Annotated in this window: 13 protein-coding genes and 3 pseudogenes; 5 read left to right on the top strand and 11 right to left on the bottom strand. The window is 70.7% G+C overall.

Annotated elements, in window-relative coordinates:
• From DY245_RS05640 to DY245_RS05635, 3 genes and pseudogenes are all read right to left on the bottom strand, one after another.
• A pseudogene (locus DY245_RS05640) lies at window positions 1-1,529 on the bottom strand (ABC transporter ATP-binding protein); the annotation flags it as partial.
• A 1-nt stretch (window position 1,530) separates the two neighbouring features.
• Window positions 1,531-2,093, bottom strand: a pseudogene (locus tag DY245_RS45835) (ABC transporter transmembrane domain-containing protein); the annotation flags it as partial.
• A 149-nt stretch (window positions 2,094-2,242) separates the two neighbouring features.
• Window positions 2,243-5,071 (bottom strand): discoidin domain-containing protein, encoded by a 2,829-nt coding sequence (locus tag DY245_RS05635; protein WP_128504166.1) that lies wholly within the window; start codon window positions 5,069-5,071, stop codon window positions 2,243-2,245.
• A 219-nt stretch (window positions 5,072-5,290) separates the two neighbouring features.
• Between DY245_RS05635 and DY245_RS05630 the strand changes: the two genes are divergently transcribed.
• The 3 genes from DY245_RS05630 to DY245_RS05620 all read left to right on the top strand — a co-directional run bounded on the left by DY245_RS05630 (window position 5,291) and on the right by DY245_RS05620 (window position 9,024).
• On the top strand, window positions 5,291-6,094 hold the full coding sequence (locus DY245_RS05630; protein ID WP_181923535.1) for an ATP-binding cassette domain-containing protein: 804 nt from the start codon (window positions 5,291-5,293) through the stop codon (window positions 6,092-6,094).
• The gene (locus DY245_RS05625) at window positions 6,066-8,234 is read left to right on the top strand and encodes a YhgE/Pip domain-containing protein (RefSeq protein ID WP_128504162.1); all 2,169 of its coding nucleotides are present in this window, start codon (window positions 6,066-6,068) and stop codon (window positions 8,232-8,234) included. The genes DY245_RS05630 and DY245_RS05625 overlap by 29 nt, the downstream gene beginning before the upstream one ends.
• A 100-nt stretch (window positions 8,235-8,334) precedes the next feature.
• Entirely contained in the window at window positions 8,335-9,024 is a 690-nt protein-coding gene (locus DY245_RS05620; protein WP_128504160.1) for a TetR/AcrR family transcriptional regulator, read from the top strand.
• Window positions 9,025-9,100: 76 nt separating this feature from the next.
• On the opposite strand, the gene DY245_RS05615 is transcribed toward DY245_RS05620, so the two are convergent.
• The 3 genes and pseudogenes from DY245_RS05615 to DY245_RS05605 form a co-directional block, all read right to left on the bottom strand.
• Window positions 9,101-9,301: a hypothetical protein gene (locus tag DY245_RS05615; RefSeq protein ID WP_128504158.1), complete on the bottom strand. Its 201-nt coding sequence runs from the start codon at window positions 9,299-9,301 to the stop codon at window positions 9,101-9,103.
• A gap of 304 nt (window positions 9,302-9,605) precedes the next feature.
• A pseudogene (locus DY245_RS05610) lies at window positions 9,606-10,642 on the bottom strand (IS1380 family transposase).
• Between the two features lie 145 nt (window positions 10,643-10,787).
• Window positions 10,788-11,672 (bottom strand): NAD(P)-dependent oxidoreductase, encoded by an 885-nt coding sequence (locus tag DY245_RS05605; protein ID WP_128504168.1) that lies wholly within the window; start codon window positions 11,670-11,672, stop codon window positions 10,788-10,790.
• Window positions 11,673-11,721: 49 nt separating this feature from the next.
• On the opposite strand from DY245_RS05605, the gene DY245_RS05600 reads away from it, so the two are divergent.
• A complete protein-coding gene (locus DY245_RS05600) occupies window positions 11,722-12,129 on the top strand; it encodes a MerR family transcriptional regulator (protein ID WP_128504156.1) in 408 nt (135 codons plus the stop codon).
• A gap of 78 nt (window positions 12,130-12,207) precedes the next feature.
• Here the strand turns inward: DY245_RS05600 and DY245_RS05595 are convergent, their stop codons facing one another.
• The 5 genes from DY245_RS05595 to DY245_RS05575 form a co-directional block, all read right to left on the bottom strand.
• Complete coding sequence (locus DY245_RS05595; RefSeq protein WP_128504154.1) at window positions 12,208-12,900, bottom strand: hypothetical protein; 693 nt, start codon at window positions 12,898-12,900, stop codon at window positions 12,208-12,210.
• A 116-nt stretch (window positions 12,901-13,016) separates the two neighbouring features.
• A complete protein-coding gene (locus tag DY245_RS05590; RefSeq protein ID WP_128504152.1) occupies window positions 13,017-14,162 on the bottom strand; it encodes a WXG100 family type VII secretion target in 1,146 nt (381 codons plus the stop codon).
• Complete coding sequence (locus DY245_RS05585; protein ID WP_128504150.1) at window positions 14,159-14,476, bottom strand: type VII secretion target; 318 nt, start codon at window positions 14,474-14,476, stop codon at window positions 14,159-14,161. Before DY245_RS05585 ends, DY245_RS05590 begins: the two co-directional genes overlap by 4 nt.
• Window positions 14,477-14,691: 215 nt before the next feature.
• Complete coding sequence (locus DY245_RS05580; protein WP_128504147.1) at window positions 14,692-16,365, bottom strand: thiamine pyrophosphate-binding protein; 1,674 nt, start codon at window positions 16,363-16,365, stop codon at window positions 14,692-14,694.
• Window positions 16,366-16,459: 94 nt separating this feature from the next.
• Window positions 16,460-17,965, bottom strand: coding sequence for a sodium:solute symporter family protein (locus tag DY245_RS05575; RefSeq protein ID WP_128504144.1), 1,506 nt, complete (start codon window positions 17,963-17,965; stop codon window positions 16,460-16,462).
• A 206-nt stretch (window positions 17,966-18,171) separates the two neighbouring features.
• On the opposite strand from DY245_RS05575, the gene DY245_RS05570 reads away from it, so the two are divergent.
• Window positions 18,172-18,745: PucR family transcriptional regulator ligand-binding domain-containing protein (locus DY245_RS05570; protein WP_181923534.1), on the top strand; the 574-nt coding region annotated here is incomplete at its 3' end.

Here is an 18,745-nt window from a genome sequence, read left to right as displayed (position 1 = left end):
CATCGCGGCGGCGATTCCGGGCCCGGCGGCGGCCGTGCGGGGCGCCACGTCGGCCGCGCCCGCCTCGGCGTCGTGCTCGCGGCGCACCCACAGCTCGGGGGTGATGGTGCCGACCGTCCCGGCCCGCTCCGCCGCGTCCTCCGCCTCGCCGTCGAGCTCGGCGCGCCCGACGGCGTCCGGTGTCCGTTCCAGCAGCCCGGTGGCGGCGAACTCCCCGTCGAAGACGCCGGCCAGCTCGCCCGCCGGGTCGCGCTCGACACCGCCCAGCTCCTCCGGGTCGGTCAGCAGCTTGCGGTAGAGCGGACAGCGCTCCTCCAGCTCCTGCTGGGTGCCGATGTCGACCAGCCGCCCGCCGTCGAGGACGGCGACCCGGTCGGCGAGCGCCAGGGTGGAGGCGCGGTGCGCGATGAGCAGGGTCGTACGGCCCGCCATCACGCCGCGCAGCGCCTCATGGATCTCGTGCTCGACCCGGGCGTCGACCGCGGAGGTCGCATCGTCCAGGACCAGCAGCCGGGGGTCGGTGAGGATGGCGCGGGCCAGGGCGACGCGCTGCCGCTGGCCGCCGGACAGGGTCAGCCCCTGCTCGCCGACCTTGGTGTCATAGCCCTCGGGAAGCTCGGATATGAAGCCGTCGGCCTGGGCGGCGCGGGCCGCGGCGCGCACCTGCCTGTCGGTGGCGTCCGGATGGCCGTAGGCGATGTTGTCGCGTACGGAGTCGGAGAACAGGAAGCTGCTCTCGGGGACCAGGCCGATGGCGGCCCGCAGCGACTCCAGCGTCAGGTCGCGCACATCGTGGCCGCCGACCAGGATGCGGCCCGCCGAGACGTCGTAGAAGCGGGGCAGCAGCAGCGAGACGGTGGACTTGCCGCTGCCGGACGTGCCGACCACGGCGACCGTCTCACCGGCCTCGATGCGCAGCGAGAAAGCGTCGAGGACGGGGCGGAGGCCCTCACTCTCCCCGTCGTCGTGCGGCCGTCCGTAACCGAACGTCACCCGGTCGAACTCGACGGTGGCCGGGGCGTTCGCGGGCAGCTCGCGCGCATCCGGCCGCTCCTCGATCGACGGTTCGGTGTCGATCAGCTCGTAGACCCGCTCCACACCGGCCCGCGCCTGCTGCCCGACGGTGAGCATCATCGCCAGCATCCTGACCGGTCCGACCAGCTGCGCCAGATACGTGGAGAAGGCGACGAAGGTACCGAGAGTGACCTGGCCGCGGGCGGCCATCCAGCCGCCGAGGGCCAGCATCGCGACCTGTCCGAGCGCCGGTACGGCCTGTAGCGCGGGGGTGTAGCGGGCGTTGAGCCGGACCGTGCGCAGCCGCCCGGCGAACAGCCGGCGGCCGACCTCGCGCAGCTTGCCGGTCTCCTGCTCCTCCTGCCCGAAGCCCTTGACGACCCGGACGCCGGAGACCGCGCCGTCCACGACACCGGCCACCGCGGCCGCCTGCCCCTGGGCGTACCAGGTGGCGGGGAAGAGCCGGATGCGGCTGCGCTTGGCGATGAACCACAGGGCGGGGGCGACGGCCAGCGNCTGCGCTTGGCGATGAACCACAGGGCGGGGGCGACGGCCAGCGCCACGACGGTGAGCAGCGGCGACAGCACCGCCATCACGATCAGCGAGATCACGAACAGCAGAACGTTCCCGATCATCATCGGGACCATGAACAGCAGGCCCTGGATCAGCTGAAGGTCGCTGGTGGCGCGGCCGACGACCTGGCCGGTGCTCAGCTCGTCCTGCCGTCGGCCGTCGAGCCGGGCGATCGCGCCGAACATCCGGGTCCGCAGATCGTGCTGTGCGTCCAGGGCGAGCCGGCCGCCGTAGAAGCGGCGGATGTAGGTGAGGACGTAGACCACGACGGCGGCGGCGATCAGCAGGCTCGCCCAGGGGGCGAGGGAGCGCTCGTGCTGGACGATGACATCGTCGATGATCAGCTTCGGTACGAGCGGGACCAGGGCCATCACGGCCATCCCGGCGAGCGAGGAGCCGAGGGCCAGCAGCACATCTTTCCTGTACTGCCAGCAGTCGCGGGTCAGCCGCCGCGCCCAGCCCACTCGTTCCGTATCCGTCCCCGCCACCCGGTGCCTCCCACGCATCGACGCCCTACCGCAAGGCACCAACACCGCGAGGGGCGGATTTCATCCCGCCGCAACAATTCACCGGCCGGTCCGGGCCGCGTCCGGGCCGCGGTCGTCATACGCCGGTGGTCGTCATACGCCGGTGATCGGCCAGCGCCGGCGCATGATCACTTCACCCGCTCCACCGTCAGCTCCGCGATCCCCGGATGCGGCGCGGGCTTCCCCTTGGCCACCGGGGTCCGGTCACCCTCCACCACGACCCGTACGTACCGGGCCGGGGTGCGCCCCGCGTATCCGGTCCCTGACCAGTGCTGTCCGTCCTGCGAGACCTGGACGTTCCAGTGCCGGGGCCGGGTCGCGTTCCAGTGCGGGGTGATCTGCCCGACGCGGGTGATCCGGCCGAGGTCGACGGTGAGGGTGCCGGTGGCGGCGTTGGGCACCCAGGCGGTGGCGGCATTGCCGTCCACCGCGGCAGCCGGGTACATCCCGGGCTCGTCCGAGGTCGCCGTGGCCCGGGTGCAGCGGGCCGCGTCGGAGGTCGCGGCCAGATCCGGGCGGCGGGTCTTCAGCACGGCCGGCACGCCCCGGCTGATCACCCGCTCGCCCTCCGGCGACTCGATCCGCATCGGCGCACCGGCGGTCAGCCGCACCGTGGTCTGGTGCACGCCGATCACCACGTCGTACATCCGCCCCTGCCAGTGCAGGCCGCGCAGCGTGACGCCGTCGGACAGCTGCGGCGGCAGCATCGGGTCGAGACGCACCGTGTCCTCGCGCAGCCGCAGCCCGGTCAGCCCCTGGGTGAAGGTCTGCAGGAAGCCGCCCTTGCCGGTGAGGAAGTCTTGGGCGGGCCTGCCGGCGTGCGGGTCCTCGGCGCCGGCCTTCTCGCCGCGCGCCTCGGAGAACTGCGCGAACGGCCCGCGGACGAACGGCTTGATGGACCGCAGCAGATAGGTGTACGTCGAGCAGCCGGCCTCGCCGATCCCGGCCGCGTCGATGGCGTGCACCGAGTCCGTCATGGCCGGGCCGTCCGGGTCGGTGCGCGCGGCGTAGAAGTCCAGCGTGGCGGACGCCTGCCGCCGCGACATCGGCCATTCCAGCGGGTACATCAGCAGCACGGTGTCGGCCTGCTTGATGGTCGTGCCCCGGTAGCCGGCGTACTGCTCGAAGACCTTGTTCTTGCTGTCGTAGGGGATCCGCAGCTTGCCGGCGATGGTCTGCCAGGCGGCCGGCGCCTTTTCGCCGAGGACGGCGGCGGCGCGGGTGGCGTGCCGCAGCGCGGTGGCGGCGCCGGCGTTGGTGAACACACCGTCGGTGACGCCGTTGCTGTACTCGTCCGGCCCGGCGACGTTCTTGACGGAGTAGCTGCCGTCGGCGTTACGGGTGGCGCGCGAGGTCCAGAATTCGGCGATGCCCTTGAGGACCGGCCAGCCGCGTGAGCGCAGCCAGGCGGTGTCCTTGGTGGCGAGGTAGTACTGCCAGGCGGCGAGGGAGATATCGCCCATCAGATGGTTCTGGGTCTTGCAGTGCGGCGGGTCCCAGCTGTGGCACTCGTTCCACAGATCGCCCTTGCTGCCGCTGGTCCAGGAGTAGAACAGCCCGTCGTAGCCGAGCTTCCTGGCGTTGGCGCGGGCCCCGGCCCGGGTCTTGTAGCGGTAGTCGACGATCGACCGGGCGAGTTCGGGGTGGCTCGCCAGCAGGCCCGGGTACATCCAGGTCTCGTCGTCCCAGAAGATCTCGCCGGCGTAGTTGTCGCTGGTCAGGCCGGTGGGTCCGATGCTGTTGTCGCCGCCGGCGCGCACAGAGGACAGCAGCCCGTACTCCGCCGAGCGCACCCAGGACTGCAGCTCGCGCTGCCCCTTCACCTCGATGTCGCTGCGCCACAGCCGCTGCCAGGCGGCGGTGTGCCGGGCGAACAGGGCGTCCCAGCCGCGGTCCGCGGCCCGGCGCGAGGCGGCGTCGGCGGCGGCGCGCGGGGAGCGGGAGGTGAGCGCGGTGTCCACGCCGACGTACTTGGTCAGCTCGTACGAGCGGCCGCTGCGGACCGGGAACGTCAGCTGCCGCCGGTTGCTCAGCCCGCTTGCCTGCGGAGCCGGTGAAATCTCGCCGGCGCGAACCCCGGGACCGGTGCGCAGGGTGGAGGCCACCGCGCCTTCGGTCTTCGTCCCGTCCGTACGGAAGGCGACGTCCATGGTGCGGCCGGTCCCCGTGCCGCCGGCGCCGGACCGGCCGCCCGAGGGCGTCATCCGGCGGGCGCCGCGTCCGTCGAGGGCGTCGGTGACCGTGGCCGATCCGCTCCAGTGGGGCGTCATCCGCAGGCGTACGGCACCGGTGTGCGCGTCGTTGCGGTCGGCGAGCACGTCGTAGACCAGGTCGGTGCTGCGGCCGTCGGCGGCCGTCCAGGTCAGCGACGTACGGACGAAGCCGCAGCGCAGCGAGAGCGTCTGGCGGTAGTGGGAGATGCGGCCGGGCTTGGTGGCGGAGGAGAAGGTGTCGGGGTGCGGGCCGCCGGTGGCGACATCGAGGGTGGTCCAGGTGGGGATCGCGGCGATGGCCTGCCGGCCCTCGACGTTCCTGGGCCCCTTGGCGTACAGCCCGGAGACAAACGATCCGTCGTATGCGGGCGTCTTTAGGGGCCAGCCGGTCTCGCCGCCGGGCGCCGCGTATCCGGTGCCGTTGGGCGGCACCCGCTGCCCCAGATAGCCGTTGCCGACGAAGGCGTGGTGGCTGTCCTTGGTGTCGATCCTGGTGGCGGTGGCGGTCCAGCCGGCGCCGTCGGGGCCCTTGGTGCAGGACCCGTGCGCGGTGTGGGCCGGCCTCGGCCCCGGGGTGGGCATCGGCGCCGAGGCCGAGGCCGATACGGGCGCGAGGACCGCGACCAGCGCCCCCGCGACCAGCGGGGCGACCGCCTTGCGCGAGCGACGGGCCGCGGGCCTGGGCCGCTGCTGTGCCGGGTGCCGCGGTGACCGGTCCACGGGGTGAGGTGCCGAGTGCTCCATGGTTCTCCGTCGTACGTACGCGGCCCGTACCGCGCCTTTGGCACGGACGTCACCTTGAACATCACAAGCGTCTTCGACCCTAGGTCCGCGCGCAGGGGGAGTCAGCCAGTCGGCGGGATGTTCTGGCGGGGCGACCGATTCCGCCCGTTTTTTGTCAACGGGCCTTTCGTACGGCACACTTTTAGACTGACCAGTCAGATCAAAAGGGGAGGGGTGTTTGTGAACACCACCCGCCAGGGGGCGGCGGTCAACGCCAGGGGGATCGGAGTGGAGGGCCCACGGGGGTGGGCCTTCAGAGGCGTCGACCTCACCGCGGATCCGGGCGCGCTGATCGCCGTCCAGGGCCCCTCGGGCTCCGGTCGCACCTGTCTGCTGCTGGCCCTCACCGGCCGGATGCGGATCACCGAGGGCGAGGCGACGGTCGCCGGCCTCCCGCTGCCCAAGCGGATGGGTACGGTGCGCAGCCGTACCGCCATCGCCCACGTACCGGGCGTCGCCGACCTCGAACCGGCCCTCACCGTCGGCGAACACCTCCAGGAACAGGCCCTGTTGGGCCACCGCCTCAACGGCTCCCTGAGCGGCGCGCTCCCCTGGGGCAAGCGCCACAAGGAGACCACCCGGGCCCGGATCGACGCCGCCCTCGCGGCCGCCCGGCTCGACCCCGAGACCCTGCCCAAGGGCCTGCGTACGACCGTCCGCGATCTGGAGCGGCTCGAAGCGCTGCGGCTGTCGATCGCGCTCGCGGCCATGCACGGCCCGCACCTGCTGGCCGTCGACGATGTCGACCTCAAGCTGTCCGCGGCCGAACGGGCCCTGGCCTGGCAGCTGTTGCGGGATCTCGCGCTGGAGGGCACCACCGTGGTGGCCGCCGGCAGCGACGCCCCCTCGGACGCCCTGATCGTGCGCACCGCGCCCGCGGACAGCGCAACCCCCGCACCCGGCGAGGACGAGCCGGCCGACCCCCACCCCCACACCCCCAAGGAGGAAGCGGCGCATGCGTTCGCCGAAACTGGCCGCGCTTGAGCTCAGGCGCTTCGGCAGGGGAAAGCTGCCCCGGCTGGGCCTGGTGGCCCTCATGCTGATCCCCCTGCTGTACGGAGCGCTCTACCTCTGCTCCTTCTGGGACCCCTACGCCCGCCTGGACAAGATCCCGGTGGCGCTCGTCAACGACGACCGGGGCGCCACCGCTGACGGTAAGAAGATCACCGCGGGTGACGACCTGGCCGAGAAGGTCAAGGACAGCAAGACGTTCAACTGGGAGGAGGTCAGCGCCGCGGACGCCGCCAAGGGCGTCGAGAACGGCACGTACTACCTCTCCCTGACCGTTCCGAAGAACTTCAGCCAGCGGATCGCCTCCAGCTCCGGCGACGACCCGCAGACCGGCGCGCTCCAGGTCCGTACGAACGACGCCAACAACTACGTCGTCGGCTCGATCTCCAAGACCGTCTTCTCCGAGCTCCGCGCCAAGACCTCGGCGACGTCGTCGCGGGCCATGCTCGACAAGATCTTTGTGTCCTTCTCCGACCTGCACGACCAGACCGCCAAGGCCGCCGACGGCGCCGGCAAGCTCGACAAGGGCGTCGGCTCGGCCAAGAAGGGCTCCGGCGAACTCGCGGACGGCCTCGGCAAGCTCGGCAAGGGCGCCGGGGCGGTCAGCGACGGCGCGGGCAAGGCGCACCAGGGCGCCGAGGACCTCAAGAACGGCGTCGGCACCGCCCGCTCCAAGATGCTGGAGCTCAGCCAGGGCGCCCGCCGGATCGCGGACGGCACCCAGCAGCTCGCCGACCGTGCCAACGACGCGGCCGGCAAGGCCCGTCCGGTCCTCAAGAAGTACGCCAAGGACCTGGGCGAGAAGGCCCGGCTGGTCGCCGAGGCCTCCCGCGCCCTCGCCGCCGACCTCCGCAAGCTGCCGCAGGACACCTCCAAGGCCGCCCAGGACGCCCGCGAGTCGGCCGACCAGCTGGCCGAGATGTACGACCAGCGCTGCTCCGGCGCCGTCAGCCTGGACCCCGACTGCCCCGCGCTGAAGCGGGCCAAGGACGCCACCGAGCTGGCCGCCGACACGGCGGAAAAGGTCAACTCCATCGTCGCGTCGCACTCCTCCGACATCGACAAGCTGACCGGCGATCTGCACACCCTTGAGCGGGTGGCCAACCTGGTCGCCGAGCGCGCGCCGACCTCCCAGCAGGACCTGGAGGCCGCCGTCGCCAAGATCAACCAGCTGAACAGCGGCGCCCACCAGGTGTCCGACGGTGCCGGGAAGATCGCCGCGGGCACCGGCCGGCTCGCCGACGGTGCCGGTCAGCTCGCCGACGGCACCGGCAAGGTGGCCGACGGCGCGGGCCAGGTGCACGACAAGCTCGGTGACGCCAAGGACGGCGCCGAGAAGCTCACCGGCGGTCTCTTCAAGCTCAAGGACGGCTCCAACCAGCTGGCGAGCGGGCTGCACAGCGGCGTCGCCAAGATCCCGGACTACGACAAGAAGGACCGGGACGCCCGCACCGAGGTGATGGCCGACCCCGTCGAGCTGGCCGCCAAGTCGCTGCACAAGGCGCCCAACTACGGCACCGGCCTGGCGCCGTACTTCATCCCGCTGTCCCTCTGGGTCGGCGCGATGGTCGCGTTCATGCTGCTCCAGCCGCTGGGCAAGCGCGCACTGGCCGCGGGCGCCCCCGGCTGGCGGATCGCGCTCGGCTCATGGCTGCCGGCCTTCGCCATCGGCGCCGTACAGGTGCTGGCCCTGATGGCCGTACTCCACTGGGGCCTCGGCCTGGAGATGGCCCGCTCGGGCGCCACCATCGGCTTCCTGCTGCTGGCCACGGCCACCTTCACCGCCATCATCCAGCTGCTGAGCGCGTTCTTCGGACCGGCCGGCCGGGTGCTGACCCTGGTCGTCCTGATGCTCCAGCTGACCTCGGCGGGCGGCACCTACCCGGTGCAGACCAGCCCCGGCTTCTTCGGCGCCATCCACCCCTTCCTGCCGATGAGTTACGTCGTCGACGGTCTGCGCCGCCTGATCACCGGCGGCGATGTCACCGTCGTCTGGCAGGGCTGTGCGGTCCTCGCCGCGTTCACCCTCGGCGCGCTGGCCCTCACCGCACTCGCGGCGCGCGGCCGGCAGGTCGTACGGATGAAGGATCTGCATCCGGAGCTCAGCCTGTGAGCGAACGAAGTGAGCTCACCATGGAGAGGTGCGCACTGAGCGCATGCGAAGCCGAGCGCGCGTGGGGGTCCCCCCGGCCGAAGGCTGGGGGAGTTTCGGCATGAGCGTTCGCTCAGACCGACGGGGCGGTGCCGGCAACGGCACCGCCCCCGGGGCCGCCCCCGGCCCCCGCCGCGCATCGACCCGGCGCCGGCTCTTCGACGCCGCCGTCACCCTCATCGCCGAACAGGGCTTCTCCGCCACCACCGTCGACGAGATCGCCGACCGCGCAGGCGTCGCCAAAGGCACCGTCTACTACAACTTCCCCAGCAAGAACGTCCTCTACGAGGAGCTGCTGCGCGACGGTATCGATCTGCTCACCGACTCGCTGCGGCAGGCGGCCGACACCACAGCGGCCCGCGGCGGCACCCGGGTCGACGCCCTGGACGCCATGATCCGCGCGGGCCTGGACTTCATCGCCCGCTCCCCCGCCCTCACCCAGCTCTACGTCGCCGAACTCTGGCGCACCAACCGCACCTGGCGCACCACCCTGATGTCGGTACGCGGCCGGGCAGTGACGGTCGTCGAGTCCGTCCTGCGCGACGCCGTCCGCACCGGCGAACTCACCGAAGAACTCGACATCCCCCTCACCGCCTCCGCCCTCCTCGGCATGGTCCTGGTGGCCGCCCTGGACTGGCAGTCCTTCCAGCCGGACCGATCGGTCGAGGACGTACACGCGTCGCTGTCGCGGTTGGTGCAGGGGCGGGTGAGCGGGGCGGCGCGCCAGGGCCGCACCGACGGGTCCTGCTGACCGGGCCACAAGGGCCCGCAGGCGGCGAACGTTTGCTTCATCCGAACATTCGGACGTACCCAGAGCAAGCGCGCTCTTATGCGGGCCTGCTCGGGCAGGCGCAGGCCACCGTGTAGGGCGTTCCGGTCGCCGTGTCCACCACCATCACGCATCCGGAGCACCGGCGCTGCTGCTTGCCCCACTTGCTGCGGGGTGGGCGGGGGTGGCTGCCCGCATCAACGTTCTTGCGGTAGGCGGACACCGTCTCCGCGTGCTGTGGGCTGATCCATTCGCTCATGTCGGTCTCCTCCGTCCCCCGACGACAGTAGAGCCGTTGGGGGAGCGGGCACAGGGCGACGGATCAGTTGGGCCCGGTGTTCGAGCAGTCGGCACCGCACCGCGCGGGCGGCGGCTCGGAGTGCTCGCGTGCCGGGAGCTGGCCTCGATCTTTCGTGACGGCTTGCCGCTTCATCTGGTGGGCCGTTTCGGCTTGTTGGATGGGGTGCGGCAAGCCAGTGGCCCGACTGTCGTGTCGGGTGGGCGCCGGGTTCCACGGCTCCGGCGTGCGGGTTCTGGTCGTAGGGGTGGGTTGTCGCTGCTGGTCAGCCGGGGTTCGGGGGGCGTCGAGTCGCTGGGTCGCTGCGGTGATGACGTCGGTCCAGGGCCAGTGTCGGGCGAATCTGAGGTGCCGTCGACGGGCGGTGGTGACGAGCTGGGCGGCGGCAGAGAACAGACGGAGCCGCAAACGGCGAGGCTCCCAGACTCGGGCCTGGCCGGTGAGGGCGGGCATCGGCATCCAGGCGAGCAGGTCCAGGGCGAGCTGGACGATCTCCAGCCAGATCCGGTTCTGCGCGGAGTCGTGGAGGGGCAGGTTGCGCAGGCCGGTGGCGCGCGTTTCGGGTACGGTCCTCGGCTCGTGCCCGCTGACGGTGGCGCAGTTCGAGGGCGGCGATCGCCATCCCGGTGGTGTTGGTGGCGAAGCAGGTCAGCCGTAGTCCGTCGGCGTCGATGAAGCGCAACTGGGCGCCGGGGTGCGGACGTTCCTTGCGGACGATCAGCCGTATTCCCTTCGGCCAGCCCTTGAGGGCGTCGCCGTCGAGCTCGGCCACCCAGGCACCGCCACGGATCTCCCCGCCGGGCTCGACGGCCGCTGTCCAGGCAGAGGCGGGGACCTTCAGGACGGTTTGATGAATGACGTCGGTGATGGTCATTCCGACCGAGTAGGACAGCCACCTTCCGCGCCTCGCGAGCCAGGTCACGAACTCGTGAGTGCCGCCGCCGGAGTCGGTCCGGATCAGCGTCCGGCGCCCGCGCCGGTACTTCTTCGGCAGCTGGGCCAGGGCCAGTTGGGCCGTGGTGATGTGGTCGGCGGCGGTGTTGCTGCCCGCGTTGCCGGGCCGCAGCACAGCGGCGACCGGCTCCCCACTGCCGCCTTGACCGTGGTCGACGAAGGCCGTCAGCGGGTGGTGCCCGAAACCGCCCGCGGCCTGCACCACGGCGCCAGGGCCGCCGATATCGCCTGATCCAGCCCGGCCTTGCGGACCGTCTCCACCAGCAGGACACCTCCCGCCTGCGAGACCACCGTCCCCCCACTGCCCTCGACGCGGACACGCGGGTAAGAACCGATACGCCTCTTCACTTGGGAAGTGCCTCCGACGGTGGCAGGAACAAGGACCTCGACAATCCTCATTCTTGCTGGTCAGAGGCGTTTCCCAGGTTCGTGATCATGATCCGGACAGCTCGCCACACGAAAGCCGGAGACTAGAGCCCGGTGTCGGGATCGGTCAGTCGTTGCGGGGTTTCCCAAACTCTTCGATCAGCACGGGATACTGCTCCCCACCGTGTCCGGCGGCGATCGAGCGGTCGGCCATCGCCTTGATCAACTTCGGCAGTTCGGCGTTGACGCCCACCGCCTCGCTCTCCTCGACCAGGTGATCCATCGACCGGGCGTGGGTCTCCAGGGACGCCACCTCGGCCGGGAAGGAGCCGCTGTCGATCTGCTCGGCATGCCCAGGCAGCCATTCGGCCACCCCGGCGGCGATCTGCCGCGCGAATGGCGCGTACGTCGCGGCGTCGACACCGGCCGTCCTGAGCAGGGCAGTGCCCTGGAGCCAGGCGTTCAGGACGCTCCACATCATGGCCAGGCCGGCCACGTCGTACAGGGACGCCAGCCCAGGGTCCGCGCCAAGGTAGGTGACGGTGCCGAGCGCGTCGAGTGTTGACTTGTACACCTCGGAGTCCAACTGCGGCCCGCTGTGCAGAATCACCGCCTCTGCGGTCCCGATCGCCGATGGGATGGCCATGATGGCGCCGTCCAGGTAATGGGCGCCGCGCTCCTTTGCCCATTGGGCGGTGTCCCGGGCCTGGGCCGAGTCGCCCGAGGTCAGGTTGATCAATATCGTGCCGTCCAGTGCGATATCGCTCGCGCCGAGCAGCTCGTGCATGGCTTGGTAGTCGGTGACGCAGATGATCGTCAGGGAACCTGCCTTGAGCGCGTCGCCAACCGTTGGCGCCAGCCGTGCACCCTCGGCCACCAACTGGTCGGCCTTGGAGGCCGTACGGTTCCACACGGTTGTGGGATGCCCGGCCTTCAGGAACGCGCCGGCGAGTGCCTGGCCCATCCGTCCGAGTCCGATGACTGTCACGGGTGTATCGGTTTTGTTGTTCATGGCAGCATCGTCAACGTTGATACCGGTGTGAAGGTCAAGCGAGGTTTCGATGCGGATCGGGGAACTGAGTCGTCGGACGGGCGTCAACGCCCATCAGTTGCGCTACTACGAGGCCCAGGGCCTGCTGGAGGCAGACCGCGGCGCGAACGGTTACCGCGAGTACGACGAGAACGCCGTGCTGCGGGTGAAGCAGATCCGGCACCTGCTCGGCGCCGGTTTGTCCTCCGAGGACATCGCGTACCTGCTGCCCTGTGCGGTCGGCGAGGCCCCGGAGCTGCCCGGCTGTTCCGAGTTGCTGGCCGCGATGCGGTCACGGCTGCGGCGACTGGACGATCAGATGGAGAGGCTCGCTCAATCCCGCGACGCTCTTGCCGACTACATCGATGCGGCCGAGCGAATGGGCAGCGTGAGCTATCCACCCTTTGACGATGCCGACCTGGAGCCCGCCCCCGCCTGAGCAGCCGGGTACCCCGTCTTGCGGAACCGTCTCGACCAGCAGCACCGCCGGCCTGCGAGACCACCACCGACGCCCCGACTAGGGCGTGCCCGGCCCCGAGCCGCCGGGCAGGTCCTGAGGTCCCTGGGCGGCCCCGGCGGCCAGGTTCAGCAATTCCTGGGGAATTCCGGCGACCATGGCGCAGATGTCCACGACGGCTTCGGCCAGCATGTCGGGGCTCTTGTGGCCCTTGGACCAGGCGACCGCGGTATTTCCGTCCAGACGCCAATGCCGTCCCCCTAGTTGGGGCCGCTCCATCACTTCCGGCGTCATCAGCGCCGCCACGGTGTCTGCGTCGGCCGCCACCACCTGCGTCCCCACGAAACGCGGCCCGAGCACTCCCGCGTCGCCCTGGTGGAGCAGATGTTCCGTGTGCGACGGAAAGTCCTGCACCCTCGCTTTCCAATGCGGGCTCTCGGGATATACGCCGAAAGTCGGGAGGGGATAGCGGAACCACAGGGCGACACCGGCCGACTTGATGTCATAGCCGCCGCGACCGCCGCCCGTGCTGCTCTGGGTGAGTTGCCAGAGCAATATCTCCGCTGCCTCACCGGAGCCACGAGGATCAGGCACTTCGCCCACGGTGGCATGGTCGAAGCAGATCGAGCCGCCATTGAACGGCTGCAGGCCGACAAACCGCTTCTTTGCCGCCATCCGGCCCTTGACGTCCGGAATCGCGCGCCATTCCGGACGGACCTGGTCCCATTTCGCCTCCCAGGCCCTGTAGGTCATAGGTGGCGGTGGCGGGCTTCCATCGGTCCGCCGCCGACGGCCGGTGCCCTGCCGCTTGCCCGCGCCGAAAGGCCACATGGCCTCACCACCTCCGGCGGGCGAGCGGCCGCCCCGCGTTACTCATCAGGGATATCCACCGCGCCGTCCTTGTCGGTCAGCCCTGGGCCTGCCCCGGGAAGACCTTGTCCGTTATTGACCGTGCCCTCGACCATTCCGCCGCCGGCATACACCGCACCGTTCGCACCGATCTCATACCCGTTCTTGAGATGCGGCCGCACCGATTCATGGGCTCCGGCTCCAGGGAACCGCATTGCGCGGTGGGCGCCCAAGCCACCGGTGATACCGCTGGTCACGGAGTCCGCGCCGACCGTGGAGGCGTTCGGGTCGAACTGTTCGGCGACCGCCGTACCGCCCGCGCTCCCGAGCGCACCGGAGACGATCTTCTGTGCCCGCTCGGCGCCGCCCGTCAGGCCGTCGCCGTTCAACACCTTGTCCAGCGTGCTGGGCGCCGCGTGCCTGCCGACCGAGCTGACCCCCTTGCCGAGCGCACCAGGAGCGGCCGCCACGGTGCCCGCGACCGCCGCGTTCTGAAGGTCCTGCCAGCCGAGGCCGAACCCTTCGCTCGGATTTCCCGTGGCCAATTTGGTGCCCACGGTGCCCGCGTAGTTCATGGCGGTGTTCTTGAGGGCATCTCCGAGAAGCTTGGTCAGCCCCTTGACCAGGTGCTTGAGGACTCTGGAGTCGCCGACCAGTTTCTGTACGGCGATCTCGGCCCGCTTCGCCAGCGCCGCGAACTTCTCCACCAAGCTGATGATTTTCATCGCCCGCGCCCCGGAGGCGGCCGTCGCCACCACGTCCGAGATGCCCGCCGTGACCACGGTCAGCAGGGCGCCGGCCAACTCCATCTCGGCGATTTCGAGGGCGATTTCGACAATCTCCTTGAGAATCGCCTCGGCCTCGTCCGCGTAGGCGTCGAGTTCCTTACGGACCTCGGCGAAGTTCTTCGAGGTGTCCTGGAGCGCCTTGTACTGCTGCTGCCAGTGCTTCTTGAAGGAATCGGCCGCCGCGCCCTTCCAGGTGTCGCCGACGACCGCGTTCACCTTTCCGTTGAGGTGTTCGGCGGTCTGGTGGAGATCCTGGCCGAAGGTGTGCCAGCGGGCGGCGAGATCGCGGAGGGTTTCCGGGTCACCGCCGGGCCAGGGGATGTCCAGCATCTCCAGGACCGGAGTGATCTTGTCGACGAGAAAGCTGTTGAGGCTCATGCCCGGCCGCCCATCGTGGAGACCGTGTGCGATTCGACCGCGTCGTAATTGGCGGCCGAGTGCTCCAGGCCGGCGCCGGAATGCCGCAGCAGTCCGGCGAGTTCGACCAGGCCCTCGTCGGTGTGGTTCAGCATCTCCGCATACTGGGAGGTGACTCCCGTGCACGCGCCCAACAACCCGAATGCGGTGCCGATCCGGCCGGCCTGCGCGGCGAATCCCTTGACCCGGCTGTCGATCTCCTCCGCGGCGGTGCGGAACTCCGACGCTAATTCCCGTATGCCTTCGGGGTGTACCTCGAAGTGCTCGGATGACATGTGCCGTTCCCCCGTTGCTGTTCCCGGTTCGTCCCGGGAACGCTACGAGCGCCCGGTGCGGCAAGGTAAGGAGCACGGGGAGAGATTTGCGGCCACCTGACGTGATCTTGACGGGGGCCTGACGGGGAGTTTGTTCAGGTTAAGAAATCGTCGGGAAGTCGTCAGGGAGTCGTCAGGAAAATCAGCTGCGTGGATCTGGAACTCAGGAGCATGGGTCAGGAATTCAGATGCGTGGGTGCGAACATCCGCAGATGGGCCGGGAGTACGACGACGGAGGGGCCGGGGGCGGTGAGCGCCGCTGCCAGGTCCGTACGCAGCCGCTCCGGGCTCGTACGGACCGCGGGGACGCCGAACGACTCGGCCAGCGCGACGAAGTCCGGCCGGGTGAGTTCGGTGGCGGTGGCCTCGCCGAAGGCGTCGGTCATGTATTCGCGCAGGATGCCGTAGCCGCCGTCGTCCACGATGAGCCAGGTCACCGGCAGGTCGTACTGCCGGGCGGTGGCCAGTTCGGCGATCGAGTACATCGCGCCGCCGTCGCCGGAGACCGCCAGCACCGGCCGCGCCGGGTCGGCGACGGCCACGCCCAGCGCCGCCGGAAAGCCGTATCCCAGGCCGCCGGCGCCCTGCGCGGAGTGCAGTGCGTTGGTCCGCCGCGGATCGAAGGCGGACCAGGCCCAGTAGGCGAGGATCGTCATGTCCCAGCAGCTGACCGCGCCGTCGGGCAGTGCGTCCCGCACCGAGGCCAGGATCTGCTGCTCCAGGTCGAGGTGCTGTCCGGCGATACGGTCGCGGACGCGCGCCAGGAGGTCGGAGACGGCGGCCTCGGGGGTGGGTTCGTAGGCGGTGCCGACGTCGCCAGCGCCGCGTTCCCCCACCTCCTTGACCAACGCGGCCAGCGCCCGCCGCGCATCCGCGTGGATGCCCAGCGCGGCATGGTTCGACTCCAGCTTGCCGAGGTCCGCCTCGATCTGTACGACGCGGCCGCGCGGCCGGAACGTGTGGTAGTTCGAGGAGAGTTCACCCAGCCCCGAGCCGACGACCAGCAGGGTGTCCGCGTCCTCCAAGAAGGCCGTGGTGTGGCGGTCCTCCAGCCAGGACCGGAGGGAGAGCGGATGCTCCCACGGGAAGGCGCCCTTGCCGCCGAAGGTGGTGACCACCGGTGCCCGCAGCTGCTCGGCGAGCGCCAGCAGTTCCGCCTCGGCCCCGGCCCGTACGACTCCGCCGCCGGCCAGGATCACCGGCCGCCCGGCCTGCGTCAGCCGGTCCGCCGCCGCCGCGATCAGCTCGGGGCGGGGCATCAACTCCCGTGGTGTGGCGGAGAGTTCCGTGACCGGTGGGACATCGACCTCCGCCAGCAGCACATCCTGCGGAATCTCCAGCCACACCGGCCCGTGCGGGGCGCTCAGCGCCGACTCCCAGGCGGCGGCCACCGCCGACGGGATCTGCGAGGCGGTACGGGCCGTGTGGACGGACTTGACCACGCCCCGGAACGAGGCGCTCTGGTCGGTGAGTTCATGCAGATAGCCATGGCGTCCGCCGCCGATCCCGGCCAGCGGCACCTGGCTGCCGATGGCCAGTACGGCGGCCGAGCCGGCCGCCGCCTCCTGTAGCGCGGCCAGCGTCATCAGCGCGCCGGGGCCGGTGGAGACCAGCAGCGGGGCGACGCCGTGCGTGGTCCTGGCGTACGCATCGGCGGCGAAGCCCGCGTTGTTCTCCACCCGCAGCCCCACATAGCGCAGCGTGGAGCGGCGCAGCGCGTCGAACACTCCCAGCGCGTGCTGCCCCGGCAGTCCGAAGACGGTGCTTGCGCCGAGTGCTGTCAGCGACTCGACGACCAGGTCGCCGCCGTTGCGCCGGTGCTGGTTCGTCGTGGGGTGGGTGGTGCTCATGGATACGTGCTGCCTTCCTTGACGGGGCGTACGTGGGGCGGAGGACGTGGGGTGGAGACGACGTGCGGCGAACGGGAGAAGCCGGAGGTGGGGGTCAGGACGGTTCGGCAGCAGTCCGGGGGGCCGGCGCCGCTCCCCCGACCGGATCGGCGTCCGTAACGGTGTCCGGCTGCCCGGCCAGCCGCGCCCGCCAGGCGGCCAGCACCGCCGCGTCCGTCGGCTTCGTGGCCAGGCTGACCGCCATGTAGGCCACGAGCGAGGCGATCAGCCCGTAATAGATCGGCTCGTTGGCGAGGACACCGAGCGTGATCATCAGGCCGATGACGGTCACGCCGCCGACCACGACCGAGGCGAGCGCGCCGGCGGCGGTGCCCCGCTTCCACACCAGGCCGCCGAGAATGGGCACCAGCAGACCGCCCACCAGGACGTTGTAGGCGAGGGTGAGCGCCTCGACGACATTGTTGAGCGCGATCGCGATGACGATGACCGCGACGCCCATGAGGAGGATGAAGATCCGGTTGCCGCGCACCTCGTCATGCGGCTGCGCGGATTCCTCCCGCCGCCCCGAGGCGAAGCCCTTCACCCGCGCCCAGATGTCGTTGTTGGCGACCGTGGCGCAGGCGATCAGCGCGCCCGAGGACGTGGACATCACCGCGGACAGCGCCGCGGCCAGCACCAGCCCGCGCACACCCACCGGCAGCGCGTCCTTGACGATCGTCGCGAAGGCGTCGTCCGGGCTGCCCAGATGGGGGTAGAGCACCTTGGCCGCGGTGCCGATGACCGCACCGGCCAGTGCGTAGGCCAGACAGTACGTACCGGCCGCGGTACCGCCCAGGCGCGCCACCTTGTCGCCGCGCGCGGTGAACACCCGCTGCCAGATGTCCTGCCCGATCAGCATGCCGAACGAGTAGATCAGTACGTAGGTGAAGACCGTCTGCCCGCCGATACCCAGCGGTGCGAAGTAGTCGTCCGGCAGCTGCGCCTTCATCTCGGCGAAGCCGCCCGCCTTGATGACGGCGATCGGCAGCAGGAGCAGCAGCACACCGATCGTCTTGACGACGAACTGGACCATGTCGGTGAGGGTGATCGACCACATGCCGCCGAGCGTCGAGTACGCGACGACGATCGCCCCGCCGAGGATGATCGAGAGCGACCGGTCCAGGCCGAAGAGCACATCGAAGATGGTCGCGTAGGCGATGGTCGAGGTCACCGCCAGCATCAGCGTGTACGCCCACATCACGACGCCGGAGATGAGCCCGGCGGAGCCGCCGTAGCGCAGATCCAGCATCTCGGAGACCGTGTAGACCTTCAGCCGGGCGATCCGGGCCGAGAAGAAGATGCTCAGCGCGAGCAGTCCGAGGCCGATGGTGAAGACCATCCAGGCGCCGGACAGACCGTACTGGTAGCCGAGCCCGACCCCGCCGATGGTGGACGCGCCGCCGAGCACGATGGCCACCATGGTTCCCGAGTACATCGCGGGGCCGAGGCGGCGCCCCGCGACCAGGAAGTCGCTCTTGGATTTGGCGCGCCGCATTCCCCACCAGCCCATGGCGAGCATTCCGGCCAAATAGAGCACGATCACCGCATAGTCGACAGCCATGGGCCATACCTTCCAGCTGCGCCGAGGGGGAGAGGAAGAGGAGAGGGAGGGTGGTGCGACGTGGGGGGAGGGAGAGACGACGGCGCTTGGCGAGCGGGGGTCTCGGCCAAGCGCCTCGCCTCGGGGGTTGACCCTAGGAGGCGGGAAGGCGGCGCTGAAGTGTACGTTTCCTCCACTCGCCAACCGCCGATGTGGAGGGTTCGCACATGCCGCACCCCATGCCCGCGCCGTCCACCCCGCCGGTGCCGCTGGCCGATCTCCTCGCGCGTACGGATCTGGGTCTGCGCCAGGTGGCCGGCCCCCGCGAGGGCGTCGCGATCCACTGGGTGCACACGTCCGAGATGGCCGACCCGGTGCCGTACCTCCTGGGCGGCGAGATGCTGCTGACGGCGGGGGTGCATCTGGCGGAGGTGACAGGGGGTGCGGGCGCCCTCGCCGCCTATCTGGACGGCTATGCCGCCCGCACCGTCGCGGCCGGTGCCGCGGCCCTCGGCTTCGGGATCGCGCCGGTGCACGACACCGTCCCCCGGGCCCTGGTGGAGGCCTGCGACCGGCACGGTCTGCCGCTCGTCGAGGTCCCGGCGGGCACCCCGTTCACCGCCGTGGAGAGCGCCGTATGGCAGGCCGTCACGGAGGCCAGACACCGCGAGCTGACCCGGCTCAGCGAGGCGCAGCGCGCCCTGGCCGCGGCCGCCGCCCGCCCCGACCCGGCGTCCGCCGTGCTGCGCACGCTGGCCCGCCATGTACACGGCTGGACCGCGCTGCTCGCCCCGGACGGCG

Origin of the sequence: Streptomyces inhibens (genome assembly GCF_003389455.1) — a bacterium.
Taxonomy (GTDB): Bacteria; Actinomycetota; Actinomycetes; order Streptomycetales; family Streptomycetaceae; genus Streptomyces; species Streptomyces inhibens.
Note: the sequence above shows the minus strand (reverse complement) of the source record. Positions and strands in the feature narration are given on the sequence as shown.